The organism is Methanothrix thermoacetophila PT, from assembly GCF_000014945.1.
In the GTDB taxonomy this organism is placed as follows: Archaea; Halobacteriota; Methanosarcinia; order Methanotrichales; family Methanotrichaceae; genus Methanothrix_B; species Methanothrix_B thermoacetophila.
In genome coordinates, this window is sequence record NC_008553.1 from 342,595 (window position 1) to 356,215 (window position 13,621).

Consider the following 13,621-nt stretch of genomic DNA (forward strand, 5'->3'; position numbering starts at 1 on the left):
CATGGCCTATGAGGATAACCGCAATTGGCGCGAATACAATGAGAAATTGGTTAGGCGAGGATGGTTTTACCTTAGCACTGACTTTGTGAATAATTGGGATGAAGAGCTACTGAAGATGAATAAGAACAAGAATGGCAGACCCTATCGCTATCCTGAGACATTTATTCAATTTTGTGGTTTAGCATACGCCTTTCTTCATTTACCATACAGGCAGCTCGAAGGATTTATTCAGGCGCTAAGCGGATTTGTTCCTGGGCTGTTGGCTGCCGATTATTCGACATTATGGCAGAGGATTACGAATTTGGAGTTGAATATTCCAATACCTGATAACGATTTAGTGGTCGCAGTTGACTCAACAGGAATGAAGGTTACGAATAGAGGCGACTGGATGAGAGAAAGTCATGGTGTTGAACGCAGAGGCTGGATAAAAGTGCATATCGCCGTAGATGTTGAAACAAGGAAGCCCGTAACCTTCGAGATAACCGATGAGACCGTCACTGATCATGAGATGGTAAAACCGCTGCTGGAAGATGTTAAGCTTGAAGATTCACTGATGGATGGAGCTTATGATAAGGAGGGGGTATTCGATTTCATGAAAGAGAAGGGCGTAGATATGCCTGGAATCAAGATCAGGAAGAATGCTATCGTCAAAGCAGGCTCGTCCAGAGCCGAACCAGTTCTTGAGTTTATGAAGTATGGATACCACAGTTGGAAAATTGTGCATGGATATGGAAGAAGGTGGGCGGCTGAAAGTGTATTCTCAGCAATTAAGAGGATATTTGGCGAGACTGTGAGGGCCACTTCGAAGGAAGGCATGATTCGCGAAGTACGCAGGATGTTCACATTTTATACTATAATTTTAAGCGTATAACATTATGACGAAGATTCTTGAAAGAATAAGAGAGAATATATGAATATAAAGCTACTTATCCAACACAGCAGATGAGAGCGAAAAGAGATGAGATAATGTCTCTAACGGGTTTTGATTCAATCGATGCGGTCAAATCCGGGCGTGTATACGTTATGGACATAAACATGGCCAGCGGCCTTTCAGAGCTTATAACACTGCTGTATTACGCCAAGTGGTTCCATCCGGATCTCTTCCAAGATATCAATCCACGGGAGGTACATGCTGAGCTGCTCAAGAAGTACTTCGGCATGGAGATTGATGGCATCCACCAGGTGTACCCAGAATAACTACTAAGGCTATAGGCCGATTCATCTGAGTGGTGAGCTCTGTACAACTAGCATCAATCGCCTCTACTCAATATGCAAGATTGCTGATCCGCTGAATCACAGGGACAGATGGGCCTGTCCGAATAGGGATTAAACGTCTCAGACATCCAAAAGCAAGGCCCAAATCCCCTGCCCTCAGCTTTCTCAGCTCTTATTCAGACGGGTTCGGATGAGCCACCACCAAATTTAACTCTGGGAGAGGGCGCAGTGAGGATGAAAACGAAGCCCTCCCTGCTTCTGGCATGCTCAACGATTTGATGTAATAGATCGATATTATAATTCAATAAATGATTATTATTACAAATATCCGATATTCTCAGATAGTGTGACTCAGCAAAAAGCTAGCTGAAGCGCTGGATGCTTGTAGATGGATAATAGACTTCTCCAAGAGCTGAAAGTAGCCAGAGAAGGGGCGTAGAGCTCAAAATCTATGACACTCAGAACATGATACCGCTTCTGAAACTTGAGCATCCCAAACTGAACCTGATCTATTCTAAAGTGCTTCAGATGGTGAACTACGCGCTTTCTATCATCAAAGGTCTTTCAGCTTCTAAGAATAATGGCCAGAAGATAGGACATCTCCGATTCAAAGGCCCTGGATGATTATGTTTGCCACTATCCGATATTGACAAGCTATGGGCAGAAGGATAGGACATCTCAGAGCCAAATGTCCTAGCTGGCACAAAACCATGAACCATAACCAGTCAGGGTTCAAGCTGGATCAAGATCATGGTCGTTTGCACCTCTCCAAGATAGGTGATATCAGAATCAGAATAGGACCTGTCCGGATAAGAGCTGAGGCCAGAAATTTGGACCTTATTGCTTCTGCATATCATAAACACCTAATCCTTATTCGGACACGTCCTCAGAATACATCGCAAGGTTCAAGGAGTCATCAAAGCAATCCTGATGCATGCATCGTGACATCCATGAGGCATTACTACAATGCTTCCAGGAACATACTCATCGCAGGGAATAACAAAAGCATGCATCGTGACATCCATGATGCATTCTGGTCCAGGTTCATGTTCATGCTCTCGTACGAGGCTGAATGTGCTGGTCGAAGGCTGATCAAATCCCATGAACACCACTCAAAGGTGTTCTGCCTGTGGAAGCATTGTAGAAAACACCCATGACCCAAGGTCACCCATGTGGATGAAAATGGACCTTTGCGAAAACCATTTTCTTACCAAGAGTTATCGGACAGGGTTCATGAGTGTCCTCACTGTGGATTCTCAGTGATATAGACTGCAATGCTTCCATGAACACACATCGCAGGGATGGGACAGCCCGTAGCGCCCATGGAGTCAACTTCTACATCACATTTCTGTGATGCAGGTGTTGGCTATGAGGTGGGAAGCCCTGCTCTTCAGGGTGGGGTAGTCCACGCTATGGCGTGACCTCCTGAAGATTGGAGTTCACATCATGCCGCTTTCTCTCATAGCTGGATCATCTCGATGGGCATTGCCCTTGAGTGCACAGCGGTTGCCACAAGCACTCCATGGACACCGATCTCTTCAAGAGCATGAACATCGCTCAGGCCACGAACGCCGCCGCCAACCAGTACAGGATGATCGCTTGAGGCCACAGCACTGCTCAGAAACTCGATATCTACGCCTGCTGATGTCCCAACTCTGTCTAGCTCCAGAAGTATGATACCGAGAAGATCGAGGTCATTCATCTCTTTTATTAACTCCAGCGGATCCAGGAGACCGCTATGTGATATGACCTTTCTGTGCTTCATGTCTATGCTCACAACTATATCGCGAAGATCAGATGCATCTGAGATCAGATCCAGCGATGCGGTCTCGGTCCCCAGGACAGGTGTTGTGGGTTCTGGAAGCAGAGACAGGTCTGAGAGCGTGGAGATGCCGATGTCTGCCATGGTGATGGCCTTCGACGATATCCTCTCGATCGTCTTGAGATTATCCCCGCTGCCAGAGAGCCTGTTCAGATCTGCGACATACACCTCTTTCGGGGCGAGAATCTCGATGATCTCGATGGGATCCGGGGTTGATACAACTCTGCTGAATGTATTTATTGAGCGGTATCTGGACCTCTCCCCGCGTACCGCATGAACCACCTTACTGTTATATATGTCCATCACGAAGATGCAACGCATCCTTATCCTCTCGGGAACTGATGAATATGAGGCTGTTGGTAAGTCCGATGGATCTAGAAGAGGCAGTAGCTGCCCTGGACGGTGGTGCGGATATAATCGATGTCAAGAACCCGCGGGAGGGATCCCTTGGCGCGAACTTTCCTTGGGCGATCAGGTCTGTAGTGGAGCTGGTTGCAGGGAGAACGCCGGTCAGCGCCACGATCGGGGATCTGCCGTTCAAGCCAGGAACTGCGAGCCTAGCCGCTCTGGGCGCAGCAGTATCAGGCGCCGATTACATCAAGGCGGGCCTGCTGGGTGTGAGCGAGCCAGAGGAGGCGATCGAGCTTCTGAGGCCGATCGTGAGGTCTGTGAGGGATTACGATTCGCGAAGAAAGATCGTGGCAGCGGCATACTCTGATTTCAGACGGGCGGGCTCGCTGCCGCCGCTGGTGCTTCCGGAGATAGCTGCCGAATGCGGGGCTGATGTTGTTATGGTGGACACTGCCATAAAAGATGGCAGATCCACACTGGAGTTCATGTCTGTGGAGGAGCTGAAGCATTTCGTCGAATCCGCCCATGATCTCGGGATGGAGGCAGCGCTCGCCGGGAACCTCGGGGTGAGAGATCTCGAGGCGATCAGAGCGGCATCTCCTGACATACTCGGGGTAAGGGGGGCTGTCTGCGGCGGAGACAGGAACAGCAGGATACGCGCGGAGCTTGTGAGGTCGCTGAAGGATTCTCTCTGATACGTGCGAATCTGATGGAGCGCATGCGGATATAAACGAGGATAACGTCATCGCATATCTATTGCTCAGAAAAGAAAAAGAAGCGGCGGGGGTCTCAGCTCAGCGTTCTGGGCACGTCCTTCTCGCCTCTGATCGTCCCCTGCAGGGATCCGCCGGAGGATGAGTAAGCATCGAAGTATCCTGCGGCAGATCTGCCGCCACCTCCGATCTGGTTCAGTCTTGCGCTATATAGCTCCACATTTGGATATGTCACGATGTTCAGCGTGAGCATGTTATCGACAATCGCGCCATTTGCCGTTACGATCGCATTCGAGCCCCTGACAGTGCCGGCACCGAAGACCACAGTGCCGATCTGGGCCAGGTTCAGGTTGACTGTTCCAACCATCTTATCATCCAGAGTCCTGAGCTCGAAAGACCAGTTCCCCCTGATATCTATGCTCGTGTACGTGGTTGCGCTGCCGGTCGCGCCCCCCGTCTTCGCCAGGTACTCGGCGGTATGCTCTGGGCTCACTATGTTCATCCATCCAAGACCCCCGCCAAGTGAATCATCGTACTGCGGTGGTGTTGATTCGTACCTCTGCGCGCCGGCATTCATCGCCATGAAGGCGATGAGCAGAATAACAGCATAGCAAAACCTCATTTTGGGACCTCCTTTTCAAGGTGCAAACTCCTGAAAACATCATCCTTCATCTGGCATGAGCAGCGATGCCGGAACCAGCTGTACCTGCTCATCCTCCTCCAGATGTTCTTAAGAGAGCTCTTTTTAACGTTGCCGAAGCTGATCGGCATGTATGCACATGGCATGGCATCGCCGGATGGATCAACATGTATCCATCGCCTTCCTGCGAAGCATCCGAACATCTCCGGCGAAAGAAGGTACGGCAGGGCTGTGACCCTCGGCCCGTCTGGCTGCCTGTTCTTCCTCATATGAAACTCGGCTAGACGCTCGATATCTTTGGAGGAGAGAACTTCGTCCAGATGATCCTCCCACCGCCCTACTGCCACGATCTCGTACAGTGAAAGTTCGTGTGCCCCGAGATCTGATGCCAGGGAGTACGCATCTTCAAGCTGGTCTATGTTGTATGGCGAGACGACCATGAAGAGATCCACCAGAAGTCCGGCTTGCAAGGCGTTCCTGGCGCCGGAGATGGCATCTCCGAACGCGCCCCTTCTTCCTCGGAAATGATCATGCTGCTCCTCCACAGGGCTGTCTATGCTCACCCTTATAGCGTAAAGGCCTCTCTTCTTGAGCTCCAGCGCAAGCTTCTCGCTCAGGGCGTATCCGCTGGTGAAGCAGGTCGCTATCGCTCTGTCGTCGACGCTCGCAACCAGATCGGGCAGGTCCAGCCTCAGCATAGGCTCTCCGCCGTCGAATGTGACAAGATACGATCCGAGATCCAGGGCCTCGGAGATCACCCTTTTAACGACATCCCCCTCCAGGACATCCCCGCTTCTCGAGGGTGCTGAGCAGTGGATGCAGCTGTTAGGGCAGCCGCGGAAGACCGAGATCGAGAGCTGATCTGGAACCTTCCTGCGCATTAGATGTCTCAGCTGAGCTGATATCATCCTGTCGAATGCCATGCTGGGCGCAGGCGGGATCCATGTGGAGAATATCAGCCTGTCGCCAGAGCTGATTGGCTTCTCGTTCGCAAAGATGCTGTTGATCTTTTTGACGATCGGCTTAGCAACTGGAGCGAGAGGGCCGGTCGCAGTCATCCGGAGGCCGCCATCCAGATCAACAGCCAGCCTCAGAAGAGGGGACTCGGTAAGCTGCATCTCTTCACCATGCTCTCTGTCATGCAATCCAGTATCATGAGCAGACGCTCCTTCATCTCTGGATCGCCACCTGCGCTGCGCAGTGATGTGTGTGCATTACCTGTGTGCTCTCTCACAGCATCAACACACATCCTCAAGGTCTCCTCCGGCCCGGACCGCAGGGCGTAGATCCTCGGCAGGGTCATCGATTTCTTGGTAGACCTCTTGCCCTGGTCGATGCCGATGAGCTCCTCGAGATCATCCACTATCTGGTAGGCGAGCCCGAGCTCTAGACCGTACCTCTCGTACAGTATCTGATCCTCGCGATCCGCGCCTGCTATCATGCATCCGAGCCTGGCAGATGCCGCGAAAAGGGATGCCGTCTTCTTTGTTATGCACTGGTAGTACTCCTGTGGAGATGCTATCCTCGAGAGATCTATGATCTCCCCCTCTGCCATATCCATGCACGCCTTTGAGAAGAGCCTGATTGCGGGCTCACCGTATGAGGAGATCAGCCCTATAGACATCGATATCAGATAATCACCTGCGAGCAGAGAGGCCTCCATGCCGAATCTCCTGAACGCGCTTGGGGCTCCACGCCTCTCCACCCCGCAGTCGAGTATATCATCATGTATGAGGGATGCCGCGTGTGCGAGCTCCACTGCGAGCGCCGCGTTGAGCGCGTATCGCGGATCGCATCCGAAGGCCTCTGAGGAAAAGAGGAGTATCAGGGGGCGAACCCTCTTGCCAGGAGACATGAGCACGTACTCGATCACCTCACCCACGTGCAGCCCCTGGGACTCCTGCACCAGCGCCCCCAGGCCGTCCTCGATGAGCCCGTGCTCTTCCCAATTCGCAAACATCCAGGCATTCTCTGCGGGAAGGATATTTAGCTTTTGCGTGATTCATCTTGTGGACATTCAGGCTGCTGCATCTATATAAAAATCAGAAAAATGTTTGGATCTGGCATGCCAAGCGCGATGAGGGCGAAGCTCTCTTTGATTCTGATGCGTTTACCGATCAGAGACATCCCGCTCGGAACATCTAAGATCTCCTCGTATGTTCAGTTCAGCCTCCAGATCGTGTAATTGAGGTATGCCGCAAAGCTCACCCACATGATGTAGGGTATAAGAAGAACGCCCGCAATTCTGGAGACATCGTAAAACCGCCTCATGGTTATTATTATCGAGAGCCAGAGTGCAGCTATGACCACCAGCGCGTACAGTGGCGATCGCAATCCGAAAAATGCTCCGGACCATGAGATGTTGAGAAGAAGCTGAACGCCGAATGGTATCAGAGCACTCTTCAGGGTTCCTGACTCTGGCTTCGAGTCCAGCACCAGGAACAGCGATATTCCCATGAGCGTGTATAGCACCACCCAGACAACGCCTATGAGCCATCCTGGCGGGGTGTACGATGGTTTGATCAGCATCGGGTACCACGTGGAGACGGACATATCTGTAAAGTACGACCCGAGGACACCGGCAAGCTGACAGACCGTTATGCACAGAACGATCAAGATGAATCTTTCTCTCATGAAAACCCCACGTAATCTGAAATTCGCTCTTCAGCCTGGGAATGCAGCGTTGATCCCAGTTACCATGTGCATATGTTCCAGGATCTTATTATCTTTTGGCTCATTGGACCTGTCCGAATAAGTGCTGAATTCAGAGATCTGTGGCTTGCTCCTTTTTGATGGAGAATACCCTCAATCCTTATTCAAACAGGCTCAGCTCATACGTGTGATTCGCGGATCGGCAATCCTGCATATGGGGTAGAGGCGATTGATGCTACTTGTACAGAGCTCACCACTCTGACGATTTGGCCTCATGAGCCTGTCTTTCTTCGTACAGGGAACACGTCTGCACACCCGCGCCTGGAAGAAACTCTGGACTCAATCCTCCTCCAGCCTGCAGAGCTCACAGCTGTGATGCCACTTGGGCTCAACCTGTACCTTAACAGGGTTGCTCATCGTATATGCACCGGCCTTAATCTCCCTAATGATCCTGCGCACCTCGTCCTTGTTGTGAGATGAGACCCTTCCAACCTCTGTTCCCACAATGCCGTGGTGTCCCTCAGTCCTCTCGATCCTCACCACAGAATACTCAGGGGCGTCTTCCCTGTCACCGTCTCCGAGATACAAGAGGTCTTCGTGGTAGAATCCATAGCACAGGGGCCATGTGTGCTCCGTGATCGCCTTCACAAGATCATCCTCACTCTCCACCTCCATGAAGGAGAATATACGGTCTGGGTGTTTCATCGGATGAACCTCCATCTCGATCTGACCAGCGATGCAAGCTTCGGGTTCTTGAATGCCATGTATATCTCAGGATCTGTCGTGAATCCCATGAAGGGGTCGATTGTGCCCTCCTCCATATTGGCCACCCATATTTGAACATCTGTGTCCTCGAGGTGGCTCACATGTTCCCGGTAGAACGCCATAAAAGGATCCAGGTTCTCCTCATGTGGCACAATTGCAGCCATACTATCGTAAAGCTCGGAGGCGAGGATGCACTCCTCAACATCGAGCATGCTTATCCTGGGATAGACGAGAACCTCCAGCCTGTCATCGCCCTTCACAAAAGACAGCCTGCCGAGACCTCTGTGAGATTGTGAATATCCGGCCCGGATGAGAAAATCTGTCGTCAGGTCCTCCAGATTGAAGCGGACGAGCTCCAGCAGCTCACCCCTCAATCTTTTGAACGTCTCGTATGCCCTCTCGAAATCCGGACGGTCGTACTTTCCAGAAAGCGGGAAGTGAAAGATCCTTCCATGTATTACTATGAAGCTGTCAAGCTTTGGAGTGTCCGGGAAGACCGGATGTCCGCTCATCATGCTCGAGAATATCCCCGGCGCCGGTCTATCCCCAACCATTCTCCTAAGAATATCCATCTCAGCATCGCTAAGATCTGCCTCGCGAACCGCCTGGTAGATCCTGTGAAGGAGCTCGCATCTCGCGATGATCCCCCTCTCCTTCAGGAGGCTGTTAATCCTCTCACCGATAAGCCCTATCTTGTCTGTCATGATCTCATGAAGCCCCATTTTATCGAATTTGCCTGCAAGCCGTGCATGTGACCTGCTGATATCATCTGCAGGTGCACAGAATTCTTTACATCTGAGAGGCACCGCAGGGCTGCATCTCATGGATTGCAGCGAGCTCCGCCCTCAGCTCTCCCATCTTCGCCACTCTCTCTGCGAATGCATTGTGCCTGTGTATGCTCTCCTCGTTTATCTGCTTCAGCGTTACAACAGCGTCATCTGGAAGTTCTACGAAGGTTGCGACGACCCTCTGGGCCATCTCCCTGACGCAGTCCTCCACAAACATCGGGTTCATGTGCGCCCTTGATACGACAAGCGCCTCATCAGGGCGCTTCAGCAGGCCGTAGACCTTCGAGGACATCGACTCCTCTATGATTCTTATTATGCGATCTATGGGGACGCACTTCCTGTCCCTGACCTCTATGGATATGCTCCCGCGGCCCCGCTGGTTATGCGTGGCCACCGGCACCTTCTTCAGGAAGCCCTCGATCGCGTCCTCGCTTAGCCCGAGGTTAAGGAGATCCCTGCGCATCTGCTCCCTGACTATCTCTTGGGCACAAGGGCAGGCTGTTGTACCAATGACCTCCGCGCCGACGATCTTCTTGACGTGTGGATCAGGTCCGGAGGTGGCCATCGCTTCCGCGAAGATATCCACCACCTCCTGGCAGTTCACCCTTGTGGCAGGGGTCTGCCTCTTCACTATGTACTCGCTCTTCATCTTCACCTCAGCCCTCGTCGCATACTCATGCCGCTCGAGGAGGCGCAGAGCGATCTTGCCGCAGAGCTCCTCTATCTCATAAACAGGCCTCGAGATCTCCTCCTCGAGAACCTCATCGATTGCCTCGGTGTTCCTCGAGAGATTCGCGCCCTTCCTGCTCGATGGCAGATCCACAAACACCTCGAAGTTCGATATGAGAACAATAGGCCTCTCGCCGCTCCTTTCGACCTTCACGAGCTTCTTCACTCCTGTCACCCCGACCCTTGTGAGGTTGATCGGGTACGCCGGGTGACAGGCCTGGACATCCGGCAATCTCTCCAACTCACTCCACCTTACTCATCATCCAGGCCGAGCTCGTCCATCAGCAGCAGGAGCCTGTCGACCTCCTCAAGAAGCTCATCCAGCATCTCTGAGATCCGGCAGTCCCTTTCGTTTATGCCATCCAGAATGGACTCAAGCTCTGCCCGAACACTTCCATCATAGCCTGTGAGCATCAGCTCACGAAGCTGTCTCTCGATATCGTCTGGATCATGCATGTGATTATCCTCACGGTAAAACACCTGTGCCAAAGATATTTGAGCCTTTTCTGATATTCGCGGATCCGCCATAGCTGAATACCTCTGCTGGAAACAGCAACAAACGAGATCTTCCGTGGGTCTGGATGGACTGAGGTATTACCATGAACATGGCATGGGTTTTAACCTCATACGACTCATTTTGAGAAAACGACCATCAAGTGGTTTCGCGAACGCGCAGATCCGATAGGGATTGCAAGATTCCCAAAAGGCTTGAGTGGCTCAGAGTCAGTTGCCCGATCTGTGGAGAGGAGATAACACAGTACCTCTCCATCAGAAGATGGATCGCGCGATAAGCGAGAACTGATACACCGAGAGAGCACGCTCTCTTTGAGGCTGAGATCACACTCGACCCGCAGACGTTCTCGCCCGTCACAGATTGAGCTGAGATGCGAGCTCAATACGTGGGGCTGAAGGAAACGACAACTGCACTCTTCGGATAGCATGAAAAACTATGGAAAAGCTGAGCTTCAGAGTGCGCATAATATAGTGCGCATAATATGAAGGCTCTGAAGTTACTCGGTTCCACCTGAAGAGGGTTCATCGCCCCATAAACAGCATCTGATCATTCCCCATATGCTTTCGTCATCTGCATGAAGACAGAAGACGTTGGTTTCCAACTTCTGTGAAAAAGAAACACGACCTAGAGGAGGTTTCCCATGAAACCTGCAGCCACTGCTATGGTGAAGATGGTGAGCACAAATGCCGCAAGCAGTTTTCTCTCGAAGATGGCCGACAGGAGGGAGAGTTCTGGGATGCTTGCCCCAGCACCACCTATGACGAGCGCCAGCACAGCCCCCACACTCATGCCCTTCTCGATGAGGGCCAGGCCGATTGGCAGAATCGTCTCCGTCCTGATATATAGAGGAATGCCGATGATGGCAGCCGCGGGGATGGCAAGAGTGTTGTCCTGCCCTGCGATCTGGACGACGAGATCTGACGGCACGAAACCGTAGATGAACGCACCAATACCTGCGCCAAGGAGGAGATACGGCATGAGCTGGCAGAACAGTGTGAGGGCAAAATCCGCGGATCTCCGTATCCTCGATCCTGCATCCTGCGCTGGCAGATCGTCCCTCACAAAAGCCACGGATTTCACCTGTGATTTGAAGCCAAGTGCATCCAGCACGAGACCAGCAGAGACTGCCACCAAAAAAGTTACGGCGAGGTACAGCAGAGCGACCCTCCATCCCAGCAGCACAACGAAGAGCGACAGTATCACGGGATTTAACAGCGGTGAGGAGAACAGAAATGACATGCATGCTGCAAATGGCACTCCGGCATTGAGCATCCCGAGAAGCATTGGTATCGTGGAACAGGAGCAGAACGGCGTGAGAGCTCCAAAAGCCGCGCCTAAAACGCTGCCTGCAACAATATGCCTGCCTCCAAGCGCTCTCTTTACCGCATCATCTGACACATACTCGTGGATGAGCCCCACGAGAAAGCTCACGCCTATGAACAAGACGGTCAGTTCTAATGCAATCTTCACAAAGAAATTGATGACTATCATTAAGCTGTCATAAAACACACAAACCACCCCTAACACGCAGAGCGCAGAATCTGGTAGAAGGTAGAGGGCGCAAACTCCTTTGGAGGAAGCCCGTGCGAAAGATATAGATGAGCGGATGACCCGCTCTACTTCGTTCTGGCCTCGTAGTACCGCCTGTACTCCCTCAAGAAGGCCTCTTTGTAGTACTGTTCTGCTCCCTCAGCGATGTAGTTGAACTTTCTGAGGTCTTTTACGAGCTCATCACCGGTCACATCATCAGGCGTTTTTCCTTTCTTGAAATACTCCTGGAATACCTCGTTCATCCCCATGATGCCTATGATGCGCCCTCCAACGTTTATCTGCTGAAGGCTGACAACACGCCCGCAGCAGCCACCACTCATCCTGCCAAAGACCTTATCCAGCAAGCTACCACCCAAAAACGCATCAAGTTTAATTGATATATAAACATTGCGTGAAGAAATTTTGATGCTTTTATACAGCTAAATAAAAAATACGCATCTACAAATGTTGATGCTAATTACAGATCGACTCGAAGAGGTTGGACTGCCCGGCATTTGCATTTGATGGATGCCTGTCCAGCCACGCAAAGGATTTTATCTGGGTCTGCGACTACTTCAGCCAGTATCAATCTGAGGAGAGAAGATGGAGATCTCTGCACAGGAAAAGTACGAGTTCAAGCGTCTGCTGGATGAGCTCAGATCAAAATCAGGAAGGGGCACGGAGCTCATCTCCCTATACATACCGCCGGACAAACAGATCTCTGATGTGATGGCACAGCTCAGAGAGGAGCACGGCCAGGCTGCCAACATAAAGTCCAAGCTCACGAGGACCAATGTTCAGAGCGCGCTGGAGTCAGCAATGGCCAGGCTCAGGTTAATCCCGAGAGCACCTGAGAACGGGGTTGTTCTCTTCATCGGCGCTGTGGACATCGGCGGCAACAGGACTGACATGTACACAAAGGTCATAGAGCCGCCGGAGCCGATCACCACATACCGGTACCACTGCGATTCGTCGTTTCTCCTGACACCGCTCGAGGAAATGCTCTCGGAGAAGAAGACATTTGGTCTGATAGTTCTTGACAGGAGAGAGGCGACCATAGGCATACTCAAGGGCAAGAGGATTGAACCTTTAAAGCATCTAACATCCACAGTTCCTGGTAAGCAGAGGAAGGGAGGGCAGTCTTCTCACAGGTTCCAGCAGCTGAGGCTAATAGCGATCCACGACTTCTACAAGAGGATCGGGGAGGCAGCAAACGATGCGTTTCTGAGCATAGATCAGAAGGAGCTCCAGGGCATCCTCATAGGCGGGCCATCCCCAACAAAGGAGGAGTTCATAGCCGGAAACTTCCTGCATCACGAGCTTCAGAGGAAGATTGTGGATGCATTCGATGTATCATATACAGATGAGGCAGGACTCTCGGAGCTCGTCGAGGCTGCGCAGGACAGGCTTCTCGATCTGGAACTCACCCAGGAGAAGCTGGCCATGCGCCGGTTCATGAAGGAACTCGTGAGCGACAGAGGTCTCGCATCTTATGGAGAGAAGGAGGTGCGCCACAACCTCGCCCTCGGCGCGGTTGATCTCCTTCTCCTCTCTGAGGAGCTCAGGAAGACGAGAGCAAAGGTCAGATGCCAGAACCAGAGCTGTGATTATTCAGAGGAGATGACGAGAACACCATCCTCCCCTGCGATAGGGACGTGCCCCAAATGCGGCTCGCCCCTCACGATAACTGAGGAGGTGGATCTGATAACAGAACTCTCCCAGCTGGCAGAGCAGAGCGGAGCAGCCGTGAAGATCATATCCACAGACTTCGAGGAGGGTGCGCAGCTCCTGCATGCATTCGGCGGGATCGCAGCTGTACTGAGGTACAAAACATCGCATCGCTGATAGAAAAGCTTCGTGCGGATTCAGGTGCTTACATCCAATCGTAAAAGATACACGGAT

At 51.9% G+C, this 13,621-nt stretch carries 15 protein-coding genes; 4 read left to right on the forward strand and 11 right to left on the reverse strand.

Features of this window, described 5'->3' with window-relative positions:
• Position 1 precedes the first annotated feature (1 nt).
• Together MTHE_RS01760 and MTHE_RS01765 are read left to right on the forward strand one after the other, a co-directional pair.
• A complete protein-coding gene (locus MTHE_RS01760; RefSeq protein WP_011695394.1) occupies positions 2 to 871 on the forward strand; it encodes an IS5-like element ISMth3 family transposase in 870 nt (289 codons plus the stop codon).
• Positions 872 to 942: 71 nt separating this feature from the next.
• Positions 943 to 1,197 carry a TroA family protein gene (locus tag MTHE_RS01765; RefSeq protein ID WP_011695536.1) on the forward strand — a complete coding sequence of 85 codons (255 nt, stop codon included), beginning with the start codon at positions 943 to 945 and terminating at the stop codon, positions 1,195 to 1,197.
• A gap of 1,477 nt (positions 1,198 to 2,674) precedes the next feature.
• On the opposite strand, the gene MTHE_RS01770 is transcribed toward MTHE_RS01765, so the two are convergent.
• A complete protein-coding gene (locus MTHE_RS01770) occupies positions 2,675 to 3,358 on the reverse strand; it encodes a HisA/HisF-related TIM barrel protein (protein ID WP_011695538.1) in 684 nt (227 codons plus the stop codon).
• 26 nt (positions 3,359 to 3,384) lie between these two features.
• On the opposite strand from MTHE_RS01770, the gene MTHE_RS01775 reads away from it, so the two are divergent.
• A complete protein-coding gene (locus MTHE_RS01775; protein WP_175265687.1) occupies positions 3,385 to 4,083 on the forward strand; it encodes a (5-formylfuran-3-yl)methyl phosphate synthase in 699 nt (232 codons plus the stop codon).
• A gap of 94 nt (positions 4,084 to 4,177) precedes the next feature.
• Here the strand turns inward: MTHE_RS01775 and MTHE_RS01780 are convergent, their stop codons facing one another.
• From MTHE_RS01780 to MTHE_RS01825, 10 genes are all read right to left on the reverse strand, one after another.
• On the reverse strand, positions 4,178 to 4,723 hold the full coding sequence (locus MTHE_RS01780; RefSeq protein ID WP_011695540.1) for a hypothetical protein: 546 nt from the start codon (positions 4,721 to 4,723) through the stop codon (positions 4,178 to 4,180).
• The gene (locus MTHE_RS01785) at positions 4,720 to 5,859 is read right to left on the reverse strand and encodes a radical SAM/SPASM domain-containing protein (protein WP_175265688.1); all 1,140 of its coding nucleotides are present in this window, start codon (positions 5,857 to 5,859) and stop codon (positions 4,720 to 4,722) included. The genes MTHE_RS01780 and MTHE_RS01785 overlap by 4 nt, the downstream gene beginning before the upstream one ends.
• Positions 5,832 to 6,701 carry a polyprenyl synthetase family protein gene (locus MTHE_RS01790; RefSeq protein ID WP_011695542.1) on the reverse strand — a complete coding sequence of 290 codons (870 nt, stop codon included), beginning with the start codon at positions 6,699 to 6,701 and terminating at the stop codon, positions 5,832 to 5,834. The genes MTHE_RS01785 and MTHE_RS01790 overlap by 28 nt, the downstream gene beginning before the upstream one ends.
• Before the next feature lie 200 nt (positions 6,702 to 6,901).
• Positions 6,902 to 7,375: a TspO/MBR family protein gene (locus MTHE_RS01795; protein WP_011695543.1), complete on the reverse strand. Its 474-nt coding sequence runs from the start codon at positions 7,373 to 7,375 to the stop codon at positions 6,902 to 6,904.
• Positions 7,376 to 7,732: 357 nt separating this feature from the next.
• Positions 7,733 to 8,098 (reverse strand): hypothetical protein, encoded by a 366-nt coding sequence (locus tag MTHE_RS01800; RefSeq protein WP_011695544.1) that lies wholly within the window; start codon positions 8,096 to 8,098, stop codon positions 7,733 to 7,735.
• Positions 8,095 to 8,862, reverse strand: a complete 768-nt coding sequence (locus tag MTHE_RS01805; RefSeq protein WP_175265689.1) for a DUF6834 family protein — start codon at positions 8,860 to 8,862, stop codon at positions 8,095 to 8,097. Before MTHE_RS01805 ends, MTHE_RS01800 begins: the two co-directional genes overlap by 4 nt.
• An 85-nt stretch (positions 8,863 to 8,947) precedes the next feature.
• A complete protein-coding gene (gene mptA, locus MTHE_RS01810) occupies positions 8,948 to 9,916 on the reverse strand; it encodes a GTP cyclohydrolase MptA (RefSeq protein WP_011695546.1) in 969 nt (322 codons plus the stop codon).
• Positions 9,917 to 9,927: 11 nt separating this feature from the next.
• Positions 9,928 to 10,131, reverse strand: a complete 204-nt coding sequence (locus MTHE_RS01815; protein ID WP_175265690.1) for a hypothetical protein — start codon at positions 10,129 to 10,131, stop codon at positions 9,928 to 9,930.
• A 682-nt stretch (positions 10,132 to 10,813) separates the two neighbouring features.
• Positions 10,814 to 11,698, reverse strand: a complete 885-nt coding sequence (locus MTHE_RS01820; protein ID WP_011695548.1) for a permease — start codon at positions 11,696 to 11,698, stop codon at positions 10,814 to 10,816.
• Between the two features lie 107 nt (positions 11,699 to 11,805).
• Positions 11,806 to 12,096, reverse strand: a complete 291-nt coding sequence (locus tag MTHE_RS01825; protein WP_232840875.1) for a hypothetical protein — start codon at positions 12,094 to 12,096, stop codon at positions 11,806 to 11,808.
• Between the two features lie 226 nt (positions 12,097 to 12,322).
• Here MTHE_RS01825 and prf1 point away from each other — a divergent pair, with 226 nt between their 5' ends.
• Positions 12,323 to 13,564: a peptide chain release factor aRF-1 gene (gene prf1 / locus MTHE_RS01830; protein WP_011695550.1), complete on the forward strand. Its 1,242-nt coding sequence runs from the start codon at positions 12,323 to 12,325 to the stop codon at positions 13,562 to 13,564.
• Positions 13,565 to 13,621: the final 57 nt, after the last annotated feature.

What these genes read in the sequence shown, in the direction of transcription:
- MTHE_RS01760 (WP_011695394.1), top strand. Translation starts at nt 2, where the DNA reads ATGGCCTATGAGGATAACCGCAATTGGCGCGAATACAATGAGAAATTG.
- MTHE_RS01765 (WP_011695536.1), top strand. Translation starts at nt 943, where the DNA reads ATGAGAGCGAAAAGAGATGAGATAATGTCTCTAACGGGTTTTGATTCA.
- MTHE_RS01770 (WP_011695538.1), bottom strand. Translation starts at nt 3,358, where the DNA reads ATGCGTTGCATCTTCGTGATGGACATATATAACAGTAAGGTGGTTCAT.
- MTHE_RS01775 (WP_175265687.1), top strand. Translation starts at nt 3,385, where the DNA reads ATGAGGCTGTTGGTAAGTCCGATGGATCTAGAAGAGGCAGTAGCTGCC.
- MTHE_RS01780 (WP_011695540.1), bottom strand. Translation starts at nt 4,723, where the DNA reads ATGAGGTTTTGCTATGCTGTTATTCTGCTCATCGCCTTCATGGCGATG.
- MTHE_RS01785 (WP_175265688.1), bottom strand. Translation starts at nt 5,859, where the DNA reads ATGCAGCTTACCGAGTCCCCTCTTCTGAGGCTGGCTGTTGATCTGGAT.
- MTHE_RS01790 (WP_011695542.1), bottom strand. Translation starts at nt 6,701, where the DNA reads ATGTTTGCGAATTGGGAAGAGCACGGGCTCATCGAGGACGGCCTGGGG.
- MTHE_RS01795 (WP_011695543.1), bottom strand. Translation starts at nt 7,375, where the DNA reads ATGAGAGAAAGATTCATCTTGATCGTTCTGTGCATAACGGTCTGTCAG.
- MTHE_RS01800 (WP_011695544.1), bottom strand. Translation starts at nt 8,098, where the DNA reads ATGAAACACCCAGACCGTATATTCTCCTTCATGGAGGTGGAGAGTGAG.
- MTHE_RS01805 (WP_175265689.1), bottom strand. Translation starts at nt 8,862, where the DNA reads ATGACAGACAAGATAGGGCTTATCGGTGAGAGGATTAACAGCCTCCTG.
- MTHE_RS01815 (WP_175265690.1), bottom strand. Translation starts at nt 10,131, where the DNA reads ATGCATGATCCAGACGATATCGAGAGACAGCTTCGTGAGCTGATGCTC.
- prf1 (WP_011695550.1), top strand. Translation starts at nt 12,323, where the DNA reads ATGGAGATCTCTGCACAGGAAAAGTACGAGTTCAAGCGTCTGCTGGAT.